This window comes from Brachymonas denitrificans, assembly GCF_907163135.1.
Taxonomy (GTDB): domain Bacteria; phylum Pseudomonadota; class Gammaproteobacteria; order Burkholderiales; family Burkholderiaceae_C; genus Brachymonas; species Brachymonas denitrificans_A.
Window position 1 is genome coordinate 995,242 of record NZ_CAJQUA010000001.1, and the last position, 17,232, is coordinate 1,012,473.

Consider the following 17,232-nt stretch of genomic DNA (forward strand, 5'->3'; position numbering starts at 1 on the left):
ACAAACTCCGGATTAACGGGAGTAGACGTTCATGCCCGGGAAGAAGAAGGACACTTCCACGGCAGCGGTTTCGGGGGCGTCGGAGCCGTGCACGGCGTTAGCGTCGATGCTGTCGGCGAAGTCGGCGCGGATGGTGCCCTTGTCGGCCTTCTTGGGATCGGTAGCGCCCATCAGCTCACGGTTCTTGGCAATGGCGCCTTCGCCTTCCAGCACCTGGATCATGACGGGGCCGGAGACCATGAAATCCACCAGATCCTTGAAGAAGGGACGCTCCTTGTGCACGGCGTAGAACTGCTCGGCTTCGCCGCGGGACAGGTGGGCCATCTTGGCAGCGATGACCTTCAGGCCGGCGCCTTCGAAGCGGGCGTAGATCTGGCCGATGACGTTTTTGGCCACTGCGTCGGGCTTGATGATGGAGAGCGTGCGTTCGATTGCCATGGTATTTCCTGTGGGTCGGTTATGAGGATTCGTATGGGATTTGCGCGGGCACGGCGGCTTCTGCCACCCTGCATCTGCAAACATTGCATTTTAGCGCGCGCAAGAGCCAAAGCACGGGACTTGCGCCACGGATTGGGGATTACTTGCGGCGCTTGCTGCCTTGGCCCATCCAGCCGCCGGGAGCGCTGCGGCCACCGCCACCCTTGCCGCCACGGCTGGCGCCGCGGCCATCCATGTAGCCGAAAGACGTCTGCATCGGATCGGGCTGCTGCTGTTGCGTGGAAGAACGCGGGCTGCGGCGCGGCGCGCTGGCACGCGCAGGCCCGGCTGGCAGCGAGGGGCGCTTCTTGCCGGCACCGCCCCGGTCGGGACTGCGGCGGCGCGTCTGCACTTCCTGGCGTTCCTGAATCGCCCGGCCGGGGTCCTTCATGCCCACCATGGCCATCAGGGCCTTGATGTCGCGATCGCCCAGCTCGATCCAGTGGCCGCGGCGCAGATTGCGCGGCAGAGCCATGGCGCCGTAGCGGATACGGATCAGGCGGCTCACCGCGTGGCCAACGGCCTCGAACATGCGGCGCACCTCGCGGTTGCGGCCTTCGGAGATGGTCACGCGGTACCAGCAGTTGGCGCCTTCACCGCCACCTTCCTCGATGCTGCCGAACTGCGCCATGCCGTCTTCCAGCTGCACGCCGTCGAGCAGGGTCTGCTTTTCTTCGTCGGTCAGGGCACCAAGCACGCGCACGGCGTACTCGCGCTGCAGGCCGAAACGCGGGTGCATCAGCTGGTTGGCCAACTCGCCGGAACTGGTGATCAGCAGCAGGCCTTCGGTGTTCAGGTCCAGACGGCCGACCGATTGCCACTTGCCCTGCGGCAGGCGCGGCAGCTTGCGGAACACCGTGGGACGGTTCTGCGGATCGTCGTGCGTGACCAGCTCGCCCACCGGCTTGTGGTAGGCGATCACGCGCGGCGGCGGGGGCGCAATGCGCAAGCGGATCGGTTTGCCGTTGATCTTGACGACGTCGCCGAACTGGATGCGCTGGCCGACGTGGGCCGGCTCGTTGTTGACGGAGATGCGGCCTTCGGTGATCAGCTGCTCCATTTCCAGGCGCGAACCCAGGCCGGCCTGTGCCAGCACCTTGTGCAGCTTGGGAGCGTCGGGCTGGGGCAGCAGCACGCGCTTGGCGGGGCGTTCGGCCTCGCCTTCATCGCCGCTGTCAAACTCGCCGGAGACGACGGCGGCGAACAGGTCTTCAGGTTGCCCGGATGTCTTGCCGGATGGAGCCGGAACGTGATCGCCCTCCTCCTTCGGTTGCGGATCGGGATGTTGCGAAGAACTGGAGGTCATGGTCATGGCAAGGGAAAACAGGTCTGCACGGGCATGGGCCGCGTGGACGGTCGATGAAAAACAGGACTGGCAAGGCACGGAAAATCCGGCCGGGTCATGCAGAAAGTATGGGCAAGGCCCGAGATAGAAGTACGAAGTCTGGCAGGAAGCTGCAGGAAAAACGTATCAGACCGGCCCGGAGCCAGTCGTCCCGGAATCGGGAGAATCAGACGCGACGGGCATGCCGTCCGGCGTCGGAACTGCTGAATGGTGCGATGGCGTATTGTCGCCTGCATCGGGCTGCGGGGCAACTGCCGGGGTTTCCGATGCAGCCCCGGTTGGCGTGGCCGCCACAGCGGGGATGGATTCGGCTGTCTCGGTGGCAGCTGGCTCTTCGAGCGGCAACGGGGTTTCCAGAGATTCGAGCTGGGCAAACACGGCGCCCTGGTCAATATCCTCGAGCGCGGGGAGCTGGTCCAGCGAGGCGAGACCCAGGTCGTCCAGAAACTGGCGCGTGGTGGCGAGCAGGCCGGGACGGCCGGCCGTTTCACGGTAGCCGATGGTTTCGACCCAGCCGCGGTCTTCCAGTTGCTTGATCAGTTGCGAGTTGACCGTCACACCGCGGATATCCTCGATATCGCCGCGCGTTACCGGCTGGCGATAGGCAATGATGGCCAGTGTTTCCAGAGTGGCGCGCGTGTAGCGTGGCGGCTTTTCCGGGTGCAGGCGATCGAGAAAGGGGCGCATTTCCGGTCGGCTCTGGAAACGCCAGCCGCTCGAGACGCACACCAGTTCCACGCCCTTCTGCTCCCACTCCTGCGCCAGCTCGTGCAGCAGCTGGCGCAGCGTATCGGCGCCCAGCGCGTCCTCGAACAGCGTGCGCATGTCGCGCAGCGTCAGGGGCTGCTGTGCGCAGATCAAGGCGGTCTCGAGGATGCGTTTGGCTTGCGCGGAGTTCATGGCTGGACAGGAAAGAATGCAGGCGCCTGCGGCGGCAGCCCCATGGCCTGCAGGGCATCGTGCATGTCGGCAGGCAGCGGCGCCACGCATTGTAAGGGCTGCCCCGTAACGGGATGCCGCAGCGAAAGCCGGAAGGCATGCAAGGCCTGACGCTGCATGCCCCAGGCCTGCGCACCGCCATAGGTGGCATCGCCCAGCAGCGGATGCCCCAGATGCTGCATGTGCACGCGGATCTGGTGTGTACGCCCGGTGTGCAGCTTGCACTGCACCCAGCAGGCCGGTGCGCCGCCGGTGGTGCTGTTGCCGACGAGCGTGATGTCGGTACGCGCGGTCTTGCCGGACTGGTGCGCCAGATCCACCACAGCCATGCGCAGCCGGTTGCGCGGATCGCGGCCGATGGCGGCATCGACGCTGCAGGCCTGCTCCGACCCGCGTTTCCAGTGCCCCTGGCCTATCGCCCAGTATTCGCGCCCGACTTCGCGTGCCGCAATCTGCTGCACCAGCTGGTCCATCGTGCTGCGGTCGCGGGCTACCACCATCAACCCGCTTGTGTCCTTGTCGAGCCGGTGCACGATGCCCGCGCGCGGCACCTGAGCTGCTTCCGCATAGCGGTGCAGCAAGGCATTGAGCAAGGTGCCGCTCCAGTTGCCGGCCGCCGGATGCACCACCATACCTGCCGGCTTGTTGATGATGACCAGATGCGCGTCTTCATGGACGATGTCGAGCGGAATGTCCTGCGCCACAAAGGCCTGCGACTGTGCCGTGGCGCGCAGCACCAGCGCCAACCGGTCGCCCGCCCGCAGCTTGGTCGCGGCCTTGCTGCAGGGCTGGCCATTGCGGGTCAGCAGGCCTGCCTCGATCAGTTGCTGCAGATAGCTGCGCGAAAACTCGGCAACGGCACCGGCCAGAAAGCGGTCCAGCCGCTGGCCGTTGCCGGCCGCGTCGACCATCAGCTCACGGGTTTCATCGTCGGCCTCGAGCGCGGACTCATCGGCCGCCGCGGCATCGGCCAACAGGGTGTCATCGACCATTTCAGGGGAATCGGGAAGCAAGGGAATGGGTCCTCCGGGCATGGAATCCGCCCGCACAGCGCGCTCGCCGGCAAGCTGCCGAACCGTGCCGGAGCAGTGCCGCAAACGCTTGCAAATTCATGGCTTAGCAGTGACAGGGAGCTGGCTATAATCTTTCGAGTACTTGACTGCCACAGAGCCCTATTCCATGCAAAAAACAATGCGTACCGGTCCATTATCCCGCGTTTACAGCCCGGCCCTGCTCGCCGGCTGCATGGCAGTGCTGCTGTCCGCATGCTCCGCACCGCCCACGCTGCAGGAAAAAACCTCCAGCTGGAGCCCCAACAAGATCTACAGCGAAGCCCGCAGCGAGAGCAACTCGGGCGGCTTCGAGCAGGCCATCCCCCTGTACGACGTGCTCGAAGGCCGCGCCGCCGGCACCCCCTTGGCACAGCAGGCCCAGCTGGAAAAGGCCTACGCCCAGTTCCAGAACGGCGACATCGCCGAGGCCAGTGCCACGCTGGACCGTTTCATCCGCCTCAACCCCTCCAGCCCGGCACTCGATTACGCCATGTACATGAAGGGTGTGGTCAACTTCAACAACAAGGAAGGCTGGCTGACCTTCCTGAGCACGCAGGATCTGGCCGAGCGCGACATGCAGGCCGCCAAGGACTCCTTCGAGGCCTTCCGCGAGCTGGTCACGCGCTTCCCGGATTCCCGCTATGCGGCCGATGCCCGCAAGCGCATGACCTACATCGTCAACGCCATGGCCAAGTCGGAGGTGGCGATTGCCTCCTACTACTTCAAGCGCGGCGCCTATGTGGCCGCCATCAACCGTGCGCAATCCACCATCAGCAACTACCAGGGCACGCCGGCCCAGGAAGAAGCACTGGCCATCCTGATGAGCTCCTACGACCGCCTCGGCCTGGAGCAGCCGCGTGACGATGCCCAGCGCGTGCTGGCGCAGAACTTCCCCGAGAGCCGCTACCTCGAGAAGGGCTACAAGGCCGAGCGCAAGTCCTTCTGGAAGCTCTGGTAATCAGTCCTGGCCGTGCCTGCAGGCCAGTTCCTGCAGCACGGCATCCAGCTCCGCCCTGCTGGCCAGCAGGCGCATCGGCGGCAAGGCCTTGAGCAGGCGCTTGCCGTAACTCATCTGCAGCAGACGCCGGTCGCACACCACCAGTACGCCCGTATCGTTCTCGCGCCGGATCAGGCGCCCTGCCCCCTGCTTGAGCATGACGGCGGTTTCAGGCAGGAAATAATCGCGGAACGGGCTGCGCCCCTCCAGCTCCAGCCGGCGCGATCGCGCCTCCACCAGCGGATCCTGCGGCGGCGGAAATGGCAGCTTGTCGATCACCACCAGTTGCAGGCCGTCGCCCGGCACATCCACCCCTTCCCAGAACGAGGCCGAAGCCACCAGGATGCAACCCGGCAGCCTGCCCTCGTCATCCCCCTGGCGGAAGCGCTCGATCAGACGGCGCTTGGTGGATTCGCCCTGCACCAGCACCTCGATACTGTCCTTGCCTTCGAAATGGCGACGCAGGGCTTCGCCAATCAGGCGCAGACTGCGCAAGGTAGTGGTGAGCACCAGGGTGCGACCACCGAGCTGGCCGGCAGCGTCGGCAACCAGTCCTGCCACGGCAGTCGGGTGATCCGGCGCATTCGGCAAGGGAAAATCGCCGGGCACATGCACCCCGGCATGCGTGGCATAGGCGAACGGACTTTCGACCTGCAGCGTGGCGACATCGCCCATGCCGCAAGGCTCGGTAAACCAGCGCAACTGAGGCTCGTCACCCAGGGTTGCAGAGGTAAAAATCCAGGCCCTATCCTGTCTTACTGGCAATTCTTCATGATTTTTTTCAACTTCGTCCCAGGCTGAATCCTGCTTGATGCTGGCGCCCCGTTTCAGCATCCGCGTACGCACCGTTTCTGCAATATCCAGCGGCGATTGCACCAGACGCAACTGGGCTGACACATCCACCCAGCGCACCGCGTCCGGCGGGCAGGGTTGCTGGAACAGGTCGATGCGCTCCTGCATGGACGTGGCGCGCTGGTGCAGGCGCACGAAGTCCGGACCCAGCTCCGACATCATGTCCAGCGATGCAGCGGCATCCTCCAGCGCCGCACGTACTGCACGCAAGGCGCCCGGCCACTCGTCCGGATTCAGGGTGTCGGGCACCGGCTCGGTCCAGCGCAGCTTGGTGCCGGCGGGCCGTTGCCCCACTACCAGGCGCAGTTCGCGCACCGCATGCTCCAGCTGGCGCGCCAGCGTCTGCCAGTCCGCCAGCCCGCGCGCCGACTGCATGCCGGTGGCGAGCATGTCGCGGCAAAGGTCCAGCAAATGGCTGCTGCCCAGCTGCATGCCCATGAACTGCGTGCCAATTTCGTTGAGTTGGTGCGCCTCGTCAAAGATCACCGTATGCACGGACGGCAGCAACTCGGCCATGCCCGATTCACGCACCGCCAGATCGGCGAAGAACAGATGGTGGTTGACCACCACCACGTCCGCTGCCAGAGCCTCGCGCCGCGCCACGTTGACATGGCATTGCCGGAAGTGCTCGCAGGAGCTGCCCAGGCAGTTTTCGCGGGTGGAGGTAACCAGCGGAATGGCTGGAGAACGCTCATCCAGCCCTTCCAGTTCGGACAGGTCGCCCGTGCGCGTGACCTGGGCGAAACGCTCGATGCGGCTGATGGTGTGCAGCAGGACGCCGTCCGAACGCAGCACGCTGTGCCGCGCCTGCTGCAGCCGGTGCAGGCAAAGGTAGCTGCCCCGCCCTTTCAGCAAGGCCAGGCGCAAGGGCAGCCCGAGCAGATTGGCCAGATACGGCAGATCGCGGGTGAACAGCTGGTCCTGCAGGGTCTTGGTCGCCGTCGATACCAGCACGCGCTCGCCGGCCAACAGCGCAGGGACCAGATAGGCAAAGGTCTTGCCGACGCCGGTTCCCGCCTCGACCACCAGTGCATCGTGCCCGGCAATCGCGCGCGCCACCGCCAGTGCCATGCGCAACTGGCCGCTACGTTCGCGGTAGTAGGGGTCGTGCTGGGCCAGCGCGCCGCCGGGCGCAAAAAACTCGATGACTTGCTGCTCGAGTGCGCTCGCCGGCACTGTCTGAGGAGGCTCGTGATGAACCTGATCCTGAAGACTGGACATCAACTGATCGGAGACTGGCGCTGCAGCTTCCACAACAGCTGGCGCTCGGCTTCCAGCTGGGCATGCAGCGACTGCAGCGGCGCCTGCCGCAGCAACTCGCGCGCCAGTTGCACGGTTTGTGCGGCATGGCGATTGAGGTGTGCAGCATCCGCCAGCGCATGATCCAGAGCCTCGCCCTGCCCCACCAGCATGCCGATCAGGCCTGCCTGCAGCAACTGCTCCGGCTGGATACGTGCCGCGCTGCCCAACAGCAACTGGCTGGCCAGCGATTGCGGCAGGTGCTGGCCCAGAAACCAGCTCAGACCGGAACCCAGGCCATGCTGCCCCGGCTCCTGCACCAGACGCATGGAGCGGCTCACCACCACGCGCTCGCAGGCCAGTGCCAGGGCAAAGCCCATGGCAGACACCTCGCCCTCAAGCGCTGCCACCACCGGCCGGGTGCCGGTATCCACCGTTTCGAGGACGGTATGCCATCCCTCGACCCAGGCCTGCGCCTCCTGCGCCGGCAAACCGGAAGGCAATGCCAGCGAGCGCAGAAATCCCTGATGGCCTGTCAGCACGATGCTGCGCACCTCCTCGCTGCGCTCTGCCTCGCTCAGGATCTCGACCAAGTTGACGAAAAGCTCTCCCGCCGAAGGCGCATGGAGGGTGTCGCTGATCCGGATCAGCAGCGTGTGGTCCTGGTAGTGGGTCGTGATATCGGCCATGGGGCAGGCGGGATGGTGGATGTGAGGGGATTTTGCCTCTGCAACGGACGGGCGGCCTGTTATTTTGCCGGCATGGGTGAGCGCGTACTGGCGGGAGCTGCGGCAAAAGCAGAAGTCCGTGCCGGGGCAACAGCCGCGCCAATGGGTGCGGGAGCGGATGCAGGTACGGCCGTTACCTCGGCCGCCGCCCCTGCTGCATCCTGCGCGTTCTGCTGGATGCGCAGCTGACGGTCGATTTCCTTGAGCAGCCGCTCCTGGCGATTGAGCTCCAGATCCTGCTTGCGCAGCACGCTCGCCTCCATACGATAGGTGCTTCGACTCTCGGCAATGCAGCGGTTCACGAAAAAGCGCTGGTAGCACTCCACCTTCTCGGCCGCATGGCGGGCTTCGATGGCCTGGCGGCGCTGCGCCACCTTGTCACGCCATTCGGCGATCTGCTCCTGGGTCAGTTGCTGGCCCAGGAAGGGAACCTCTTCCACCGTTGGCTGCAGGCTGGGCAGCTTGGGCGGCGTACAGCCAGCGAGAAAGGCCAGCGCAACCAGCCCGAATGCTGCCAGGCAGGAGCGGGCCGGGATATGCCAAAAACAATGCATGCAGGAAAATGCCTCAGGTCAGGGTGATATCTACCGCACGGTGCTCGAGCGCGAGGTATTCGGCCGACTGCATTTCTTCCAGACGGGATACGGTGCGCACGAATTCATGTGCCAGCATGCCCTTGGTGTAGAGCTGCGCCGGCGGCACGGCCGCGGAGATCATGAGTTTTACCCGCCTATCGTACAGCACGTCTACCAGCAAGGTGAAACGGCGTGCAATCGAGGCCATGCTTTCGTTCATCTCGGGCACGCCGGACAGCACCACGGTCTGGAACTCGGTCGCGATCTCGAGGTAATCGTTTTGCGAGCACGGTTTGCCACACAGTTCGCGGAAGTCGAACCAGATCACGTCGCCGGCACGGCGGCGCGCCTGAATCTGGCGCGAAGCCAGATGGAATACGGGCTCCTCGTCCTTGCCGGTCACCAGCTTTTCGAACGCAGCATTCAATTCTGCATCGGTCTCGGGCGTGAGCGGCGTGAGGTACAGATGCAGCTTTTCCAGCGTACGCTGGCGGTAGTCGGTGCCGTTGTCCACGTTCAGCACTTCCAGCCGTTCGTTCAGCAAGGCAATGGCGGGCAGGATGCGGTCGCGGTGCAGGCCGTTCGGATAGAGGTCGTCCGGCTTGAAGTTGGAGGTGGTGACAAAGCCCACACCATTCTCGAACAGCGCCACCAGCAGGCGGTGCAGGATCATGGCATCGGTCACGTCGGCCACGTGGAATTCGTCGAAGCAGATCAGCTTGAAGCGCCTGGCCATCTGCTTGCCGAGTGCGTCCAGCGGGTTCTCGGTGCCCTGCAGCTTGCCGAGTTCGCGATGCACCTCGCGCATGAATTCGTGGAAATGCAGGCGCGTCTTGCGCTTGATCGGCACGGCCTCGAAGAAGCAGTCCATCAGGAAGCTCTTGCCGCGCCCCACGCCGCCATACATGTACACCCCGCGCGGAATCGGCGGGTTGTTGAACATCTTCTTGAGCTTGCTCGAACGCTTGCTCTTGTAATGGGTCCACTCATGGGCACAGCGCTCCAGCGCCGCAATGGCGCGGAGCTGTGCCGGATCACTCTGGAAGCCGCGCGCGGCCAGCTCCCGCTGGTACACGCGCGCGACTGGTCCGTCCTTCAACGCAGCGGTCATCAGAAGTTCAGCGTGCGCTTGTCGACGGCCAGCGCCGCTTCCTTGGTGGATTCGCTCAGGCTCGGGTGAGCATGGCAGATGCGGGCGATGTCTTCGCTGCTGGCGCGGAAGGCCATGGCGACGCAGGCCTCGGCGATCAGTTCGGAAGCCATCGGGCCGACGATGTGCACGCCCAGGATTTCATCGGTGGTGGCATCGGCCAGGAACTTCACCATGCCGGTGGTATCACCCAGCGCACGCGCACGGCCGTTGGCCATGAACGGGAAGGTGCCGGCCTTGTAGGCCACGCCGTCGGCCTTGAGCTGCTGCTCGGTACGGCCGACCCAGGCGATTTCGGGGCTGGTGTAGATGACCCAGGGCACCAGAGCGAAGTCGACGTGACCGTGCTGGCCGGCAATGCGCTCGGCCACGGCAACGCCCTCTTCCTCTGCCTTGTGCGCCAGCATGGGGCCACGCACCACATCACCCACTGCCCACACATTGGGCAGATTGGATTTGCAATCGCCGTCCACGACGATGGCACCGCGCTCGTCCAGCTGCAGGCCCACGGCTTCGGGGTTCAGACCGTTGGTATTGGGCACGCGGCCGATCGACACGATCAGCTTGTCGGCTTCCAGCTTCTGGTCTTCGCCCTTGGCGTTCTTGTAGGCGATGCTCACGCCCTTCTTGCCGGTGGTGATGTCACCGACCTGCACGCCCAGCTCGATTTTCAGGCCCTGCTTGTCAAAGGCCTTCTTGGCCTCCTTGGCGATCTGCTCGTCGACTGCGCCCAGGAACGTGGGCAGGCCTTCGAGGATCGTCACGTCGGCACCCAGGCGGCGCCACACGGAACCCATTTCCAGGCCGATCACGCCGGAACCGATCACGGCCAGCTTCTTGGGAGCGGCGCCGATGCGCAGCGCGCCGTCGTTGGACAGGATGTTCTCTTCATCGAACGGAGCCTGCGGCAGCGGACGGGCGTTGGAGCCGGTGGCCACGATCACGTGCTGACCGGTGATGACCTCTTCCTTCTCGCCGGAGACCTTGACTTCGTAGCCACCCTCGACGGCCTTCACGAAGGAGCCGCGGCCGTGGAAGAAGGTGACCTTGTTCTTCTTGAACAGGTACAGGATGCCGTCGTTGTTCTGCTTGACCACCTCGTCCTTGCGGGCAATCATCTTGGCCACGTCCATGGACAGGCCCTTGACGGAGATGCCGTGGTCGGCGAAGTGGTGCGCGGCATGCTCGTAATGCTCGGAGCTCTGCAGCAGCGCCTTGGACGGGATGCAGCCCACGTTGGTGCAGGTGCCGCCGGGGGCAGCACCGCCCTTGGCGTTTTTCCATTCGTCGATACAGGCCACCTTCTTGCCGAGTTGTGCCGCGCGGATGGCTGCAATGTAACCGCCGGGGCCGGCACCGATGACGACGACGTCGAATTGTTGGGACATGATGAAATCCTTTGATCAATTACAAAAACGGGCGGCAGTGCCACCCGTTTGATGCCATGCAATGGCTTAGATGTCGAACAGCAGGCGAGCCGGATCTTCCAGCGCTTCCTTCATGGTGACCAGACCCAGCACGGCTTCGCGGCCGTCGATGATGCGGTGGTCATAGGACATGGCCAGATAGTTCATCGGACGCACCACGATCTGGCCGTTCTCGACGACGGCACGGTCCTTGGTGGCGTGCACGCCCAGAATGGCGGACTGCGGCGGGTTGATGATCGGGGTCGACATCATGGAACCGAACACGCCACCGTTGGAGATGGAGAAGGTACCGCCGGTCATCTCTTCGATGCCCAGCTTGCCGTCCTTGGCCTTGGTGCCGAACTCGGCGATTTTCTTCTCGATGTCGGCGAAGCTCATCTGGTCCGCATTGCGGATGATCGGCACCACCAGACCGCGCGGGCTGCCCACGGCGATACCGATGTCGAAGTAGCCGTGGTAGACGATGTCGTTACCGTCCACGGAGGCATTCAGCACCGGGTACTTCTTCAGCGCGGCCACGGCAGCCTTGACGAAGAAGCTCATGAAGCCCAGCTTGACGCCGTGTTCCTTCTCGAACTTCTCCTGGAACTTCTTGCGCATTTCCATCACGGGCGCCATGTTCACCTCGTTGAAGGTGGTCAGGATGGCGTTGGTGGACTGGGACTGCAGCAGACGCTCGGCCACGCGTGCACGCAGGCGGGTCATCGGCACGCGCTGTTCCGGACGGTCGCCCAGATTGGGAGCGGGAGCGGCAGCCTGCGGCAGCGCGGAAGTCGGCACGCCCGTGGGAATGACGGCAGCCGGAGCCGCCTTGGCACCACCGGCAACGGCACCCAGCACGTCGCCCTTGGTCACGCGGCCATCCTTGCCGGTACCCGGCACGGAGCCAGCGGCCAGGTTGTTGTCAGCCATCAGCTTGGCTGCTGCGGGCATGGCCACGCCGGCCATGCTGCCGCCGGTGGCAGCCGGAGCCGCAGGCGCTGCAGCCGGGGCTGCCGGAGCAGCGGCCGCAGGGGCTGCAGCCGCCGGAGCGGCGCCCGCCACGCCTTCGGTATCGATGCGGGCGATCAGCTGTTCGGCAGTGACCGTGGCACCGTCCTGCTCGATGATCTCGGCCAGCACACCGCCAGCGGGCGCAGGCACCTCGAGCACGACCTTGTCGGTCTCGATCTCGATCAGGATTTCATCAACGGCGACGGCCTCGCCGGGTTTTTTCTTCCACTGCAGCATCGTTGCCTCGGCAACGGATTCGGACAGCTGCGGAACTTTGACATCTACGATAGCCATGATTTTGTTCTTTCTCTTGAATCTTTGAAGTAATTACCAGCGGCGGGCCCATCAGCGGGTCAGCACGAAGCCTTTCAGGCGGGCGAAGGCACCTTCGACCAGCGATTTCTGCTGGTCCTGGTGCAGGTGCGCATAACCCACTGCCGGGGAGGCAGAGGCAGCACGACCGGAGTAGCCCAGCTTCTGGCCGGGAGCCATGTTCTCGAAAATCGAGTGCTGCACGAAGAACCAGGCACCCTGGTTCTGCGGCTCGTCCTGGCACCACACCACTTCCTGGCAGTTGGGGTACTTCTTGAGTTCTGTCGAGAAAGCCTTGTGCGGGAACGGATAGAGCTGTTCCACACGCAGGATGGCGACGTCGTTGTCCTTGCGCTCTTCACGCTTCTTGACCAGGTCGTAGTACACCTTGCCGGAGCACACCAGCACGCGCTTGACCTTGTCGGCCTTGTTCTGCACGTCGGCGTTCTGCTCGGGGATGACGGTCTGGAAGCCGCCCTTGGTGAACTCGGACAACGGAGAAGTGGCATCCTTGTTGCGCAGCAGCGACTTGGGCGTCATGATGATCAGCGGCTTGCGCAGATTGCGCACCATCTGGCGACGCAGCACGTGGAAGATCTGGCTGGCCGTGGTCGGCTGCACGATCTGCATGTTGGCGTCTGCGGCCAGCTGCATGAAGCGTTCCAGACGGGCCGAGCTGTGCTCGGGACCCTGGCCTTCGTAGCCGTGCGGCAGCATCAGCGTGATGCCGTTGATGCGGCCCCACTTCACTTCACCGGAAGCGATGAACTGGTCGATCACCACCTGGGCACCGTTGGCGAAGTCGCCGAACTGGGCTTCCCAGATCACCAGCGACTGCGGGTCGTTGGAAGCGTAGCCGTATTCGAAGCCCAGCACCGCCTCTTCGGACAGGATGGAGTCGATCACGACGAACGGAGCCTGGTTCTCGGAAATGTTCTGCAGCGGGATGTAGATGCCCTCGTCGAACTTCTCGCGCTTCTGGTCGTGCAGCACGGCGTGGCGGTGCGTGAAGGTACCGCGGCCGCAGTCCTCGCCCGACAGGCGCACCGGGAAGCCGCTGGCGCACAGGGAGGCAAAAGCCATGTGCTCGCCCATGCCCCAGTCCACCGGGATGTCGCCACGGCCCATGGCCGCGCGGTCATCCAGCACCTTCTTGACCAGCTGGTGCACGTTGAAGTTTTCCGGCACCGTGGTGATGCGCTCGGCCAGACGCTTCCATTCCGTGACGGGAATGGCGGTGTCGCCGGCATCGGTCCATTTCTTGTCCAGATACGGCGTCCAGTCCACTGCGTACTTGCTCTTGAAGTGGCTGAGCACCGGGTCGACCGTGTGGCGGCCTTCGTCCATGGCAGCGCGGTAGGCCTTGACCATGTCGTCGCCCAGCGTCTCGCCCATGCCCTGCGCAGCCAGCTTGTCGGCGTACAGCTTGCGCGTACCGGGGTGCTTGGCAATCTTGGTGTACATCAGCGGCTGGGTGAGCATGGGGGTGTCCTGCTCGTTGTGGCCCAGTTTGCGGTAGCAGACGATGTCCAGCACCACGTCCTTGCGGAACTCGCTGCGGTACTCCATGGCCCACTGCATGCACAGCGCCACGGCTTCCGGATCGTCGCCGTTCACGTGCAGCACCGGAATGTCCATCATCTTGACCACGTCGGTGCAGTACAGCGTCGAGCGGCTGTCGCGCGGATCGGAAGTGGTGAAACCAATCTGGTTGTTGATGACGATATGCACGGTACCACCGGTGTGGTAGCCACGCGTTTCGGCCAGTGCCAGCGTTTCCATGACCACGCCCTGGCCGGCAAAGGCCGCATCGCCGTGCACCAGCACCGGCAGCACCTGCTTGCCCTGGGGATCCTTGCGGCGGTCCATGCGGGCGCGTACGGAGCCTTCCACCACGGGGTTGACGATTTCGAGGTGGGACGGGTTGAACGCCAGGCTCAGGTGCACCGGACCACCTTCGGTGGACACGTCGGAGCTGAAACCCTGGTGGTATTTCACGTCGCCGCTGGGCAGGTCTTCGGGAGCCGTGTGGTCGAATTCTGCGAACAGGTCGCGCGGCATCTTGCCCAGGGTGTTGACCAGCACGTTAAGGCGGCCGCGGTGGGCCATGCCGATCACGATTTCCTGCACGCCCTTGGCGCCGGCCTGGTTGATCAGTTCGTCCATGGCCACGATGAAGCTCTCGCCGCCTTCCAGCGAGAAGCGCTTCTGGCCCACGTACTTGGTGTGCAGGAAGCGCTCGAGGCCTTCGGCTGCGGTCAGGCGCTCGAGGATGCGCTTCTTCTTCTCGGTGTTGAACTGCGGCTTGCCGCGGGAGGATTCGAGCTTCTGCTGCCACCAGCGCTTCTGGTTGAAATCGCTGGTGTGCATGAATTCGGCGCCGATGGTGCCGCAGTAGGTTTCACGCAGGGCGTTCAGCAGGTCGCGCAGGGCCATGCGCTCCTTGCCGAAGAAGGTATTGCTGGTGTTGAACACCGTTTCCAGGTCGGAATCGGAGAAATCGTAGAACGCCAGGTCCAGTTCGGGGATGTTGGGACGCTCGCTGCGCTTGAGCGGATCCAGATCGGCCCAGCGGGTGCCGGAGTTGCGATAGGCTGCAATCAACTGCTGCGCGGCGGTGCGCTTGCGGCCCAGTTCCACGTCAGGGTTGGCAAACACCACCTGGGTGCCACCCTGCTTGGCGCGCTCGGCAAACGCATTGATGACCGGCATGTGCGGAATGTCGCGGCTGTTGGTTCCGTCGACCGCAGGCAGGTGCTGCAGGTTATCGAAATACTCGCGCCAGCTGTCCGGCACGCTGCCGGGATTGGCCAGGTAGTTTTCGTACATTTCCTCCACGTACGGGGCGTTGCCGCCAAACAGGTACGTGTTGGACTGATAGGCTTTGAATACCGATGAATCGCTCATCTTGCGCTTACCTCCGTGCCCCTGCAGGGCACATTAGCTGGTTGGGAAAACCTTCCGCGACACGGCTGAACCGGTTGGCGGATGCGACAGTGACTGGGAAGGATGTGCGGAACGCGTACGCGTTGCGCCGAACTGGGGAGTGCAACCTCACGAGTCAGGCGAGTATTGTGCCACCGTTTGACTGACCACGCGCTTACTTTGCGCATGATCCGACGCTGGCCGCAAGGCAGGCTGTTGCCAGCCTGCCTGCCTTTCTGGGGTCAGACCATGCTCTTGATGGCCATCAGCGAAGACGGGTCGTCAATCGTGGTCAGGTCTCCCGGGTCGCGGCCTTCGGCCACGGCCTGCAGCGCGCGGCGCAGCAGCTTGCCGCTGCGCGTCTTGGGCAGGGCCGTCACGATCATGACGCGTGCCGGACGCGCCACCGCACCCAGGTCGCCATCGACCTGGCGCATGATTTCCTGCTCCATTTTCTTGACGCCTTCGGGCGTGTCCAGACCTTCGGAAGACTTGGCCGTGACGAAGGCGAGAGCCACCTGGCCCTTGACGTCGTCGGCCACCCCCACCACGGCCGCTTCGGCCACGTTGGGGTGAGCGGCAATGCTCTCCTCGATCTCGCGCGTGCCCAGACGGTGGCCGGCAACGTTGATCACGTCGTCGGTGCGGCCCAGGATGAAGTAGTAGCCATCGGCATCACGGCGCGCCCAGTCATAGGTGCTGTACACCCAGCGGCCTTCGCCCGTGGCGGCGTCTTCCATCTTGTTCCAGTAGGTGCTGACGAAACGCTTGTCGTCGCCCCACACGGTTTGCAGGCAGCCGGGAGGCAGCGGGCCCTCGACCACCAGCACGCCCTTGGCATCATCGCCCTCGACGGCCAGGCCGGTTGCCTCATCCACCAGGCGCACGTTGTAGCCATAGGTGGGAAAGCCCGGGCTGCCGAAGCGCGGCTGGTTTTTCTCGACGCCGTCAATGCCGTTGGAGATGCCCAGAATAGGCCAGCCGGTTTCGGTCTGCCAGTAGTTGTCGATGATCGGCTTGCCATTCAGGCCATCGGAAATCCACTTGGCCGTGGGCTCATCCAGCGGCTCACCGGCCAGGAACAGGGCCTTGAGGCTGGAGAGATCGTGCTTGGTGAGGTGCGCGGGGTCCTGCTTCTTGAGCACGCGGATGGCCGTAGGCGCGCTGAACATGACGCTGACCTTGTACTTGTCGACCAGGCGCCACCAGATGCCGCCGTCGGGCTGGTGATCAAAGCCCTGCGTGGGCAGGCCTTCGTACATGATGGTGGCCATGCCGCCCAGCAGCGGGCCATAGATGATGTAGCTGTGACCCACCACCCAGCCGATGTCGCTGGTGGAGAAGAAGGTTTCGCCGGGCTGGCCGCCGTAGATGTAGGGAATGCTGGTTGCCAGCGCCACGGCGTAGCCGCCCGTGTCCCGCTGCACGCCCTTGGGCTTGCCGGTGGTGCCGCTGGTGTACAGGGTGTAGCTCGGAGCGGTGGAGTCGAGCCAGACGCAAGGCACCTGTGCGTCCATGTGTCTGGCACGCAGATCACCCCACAATACGTCGCGGCCTTCGACCAGATTCATGGGGGTCAGGCCACGATCGACGAGCAGCACGGCGGCCGGCTTGTGCTGCGCCAGGTTGATGGCTTCGTCCAGCAGAGGCTTGTAGGGCACGGGCTTGGCGCCGCGGGAACCCCCGTCTGCACTCACGATGACCTTGGGCTGCGCATCGTCGATGCGGGTGGACAGGGAGCCGGAAGCAAAGCCTCCGAACACGACCGAGTGAATGGCGCCGATACGGGTGCAGGCCAGCATGGCAAAGCAGGCCTCGGCGATCATCGGCATGTAGATCAGCACGCGATCGCCCTGCTGCACGCCCAGATCCAGCAGCGTGGCGGCCATGCGCTCGACTTCACGCTGCAGCTCGGAGAAGCTATAGGTCTTTTCGGTATTGGTTTCGGTGGAAACCGCGATCAGGGCGGCATCGTTGGGGCGCTTGGCAGCGTGGCGATCCACCGCGTTGTGGCAGATGTTGGTCTTGCCGCCGACGAACCAGCGGGCAAACGGCGGGTTGCTGTAGTCGCAGATCTGCTGGGGCGGGGTTTCCCAGTCAATGCGCTTGGCCTGCTCTGCCCAGAAGGCGTCGCGGTTGTCCAGAGACTGTTGATGGAAGTCTGCGTAACTCTGCATGAGGGCTCCTTGTGTCCGTATTTTTATCTGCAGCATTATGTGAC

General features: G+C 64.2%; 13 protein-coding genes. 1 reads left to right on the forward strand and 12 read right to left on the reverse strand.

Annotated features, from left to right (window positions below; all coding sequences use genetic code 11):
- Window positions 1-12: 12 nt before the first annotated feature.
- From ndk to KKQ75_RS04695, 4 genes are all read right to left on the reverse strand, one after another.
- Window positions 13-438 carry a nucleoside-diphosphate kinase gene (gene ndk, locus KKQ75_RS04680; RefSeq protein ID WP_091814852.1) on the reverse strand — a complete coding sequence of 142 codons (426 nt, stop codon included), beginning with the start codon at window positions 436-438 and terminating at the stop codon, window positions 13-15.
- 139 nt (window positions 439-577) lie between these two features.
- Window positions 578-1,783: a pseudouridine synthase gene (locus tag KKQ75_RS04685; protein ID WP_213362676.1), complete on the reverse strand. Its 1,206-nt coding sequence runs from the start codon at window positions 1,781-1,783 to the stop codon at window positions 578-580.
- A 165-nt stretch (window positions 1,784-1,948) separates the two neighbouring features.
- Window positions 1,949-2,722 (reverse strand): SMC-Scp complex subunit ScpB, encoded by a 774-nt coding sequence (gene scpB, locus KKQ75_RS04690; protein ID WP_213360678.1) that lies wholly within the window; start codon window positions 2,720-2,722, stop codon window positions 1,949-1,951.
- Window positions 2,719-3,753: an RluA family pseudouridine synthase gene (locus tag KKQ75_RS04695; RefSeq protein ID WP_213360680.1), complete on the reverse strand. Its 1,035-nt coding sequence runs from the start codon at window positions 3,751-3,753 to the stop codon at window positions 2,719-2,721. Before KKQ75_RS04695 ends, scpB begins: the two co-directional genes overlap by 4 nt.
- A gap of 187 nt (window positions 3,754-3,940) precedes the next feature.
- Here KKQ75_RS04695 and KKQ75_RS04700 point away from each other — a divergent pair, with 187 nt between their 5' ends.
- On the forward strand, window positions 3,941-4,771 hold the full coding sequence (locus tag KKQ75_RS04700; protein ID WP_371686253.1) for an outer membrane protein assembly factor BamD: 831 nt from the start codon (window positions 3,941-3,943) through the stop codon (window positions 4,769-4,771).
- Here the strand turns inward: KKQ75_RS04700 and KKQ75_RS04705 are convergent, their stop codons facing one another.
- The 8 genes from KKQ75_RS04705 to KKQ75_RS04740 form a co-directional block, all read right to left on the reverse strand.
- Window positions 4,772-6,883: an ATP-dependent DNA helicase gene (locus tag KKQ75_RS04705; protein ID WP_213360682.1), complete on the reverse strand. Its 2,112-nt coding sequence runs from the start codon at window positions 6,881-6,883 to the stop codon at window positions 4,772-4,774.
- Window positions 6,883-7,590: an enoyl-CoA hydratase-related protein gene (locus KKQ75_RS04710; RefSeq protein ID WP_213360684.1), complete on the reverse strand. Its 708-nt coding sequence runs from the start codon at window positions 7,588-7,590 to the stop codon at window positions 6,883-6,885. Before KKQ75_RS04710 ends, KKQ75_RS04705 begins: the two co-directional genes overlap by 1 nt.
- A gap of 59 nt (window positions 7,591-7,649) precedes the next feature.
- Window positions 7,650-8,183: a hypothetical protein gene (locus KKQ75_RS04715; protein ID WP_213360686.1), complete on the reverse strand. Its 534-nt coding sequence runs from the start codon at window positions 8,181-8,183 to the stop codon at window positions 7,650-7,652.
- A 13-nt stretch (window positions 8,184-8,196) separates the two neighbouring features.
- Window positions 8,197-9,315 carry a cell division protein ZapE gene (gene zapE / locus KKQ75_RS04720; protein ID WP_213360688.1) on the reverse strand — a complete coding sequence of 373 codons (1,119 nt, stop codon included), beginning with the start codon at window positions 9,313-9,315 and terminating at the stop codon, window positions 8,197-8,199.
- Complete coding sequence (gene lpdA / locus KKQ75_RS04725; RefSeq protein ID WP_213360690.1) at window positions 9,315-10,742, reverse strand: dihydrolipoyl dehydrogenase; 1,428 nt, start codon at window positions 10,740-10,742, stop codon at window positions 9,315-9,317. The genes zapE and lpdA overlap by 1 nt, the downstream gene beginning before the upstream one ends.
- Before the next feature lie 66 nt (window positions 10,743-10,808).
- Window positions 10,809-12,068, reverse strand: a complete 1,260-nt coding sequence (gene odhB / locus KKQ75_RS04730; RefSeq protein ID WP_213360692.1) for a 2-oxoglutarate dehydrogenase complex dihydrolipoyllysine-residue succinyltransferase — start codon at window positions 12,066-12,068, stop codon at window positions 10,809-10,811.
- 51 nt (window positions 12,069-12,119) lie between these two features.
- The gene (locus KKQ75_RS04735; RefSeq protein ID WP_213360693.1) at window positions 12,120-14,993 is read right to left on the reverse strand and encodes a 2-oxoglutarate dehydrogenase E1 component; all 2,874 of its coding nucleotides are present in this window, start codon (window positions 14,991-14,993) and stop codon (window positions 12,120-12,122) included.
- Between the two features lie 260 nt (window positions 14,994-15,253).
- Window positions 15,254-17,224: a propionate--CoA ligase gene (locus KKQ75_RS04740; protein ID WP_213360694.1), complete on the reverse strand. Its 1,971-nt coding sequence runs from the start codon at window positions 17,222-17,224 to the stop codon at window positions 15,254-15,256.
- Between the last annotated feature and the right edge of the window lie 8 nt (window positions 17,225-17,232).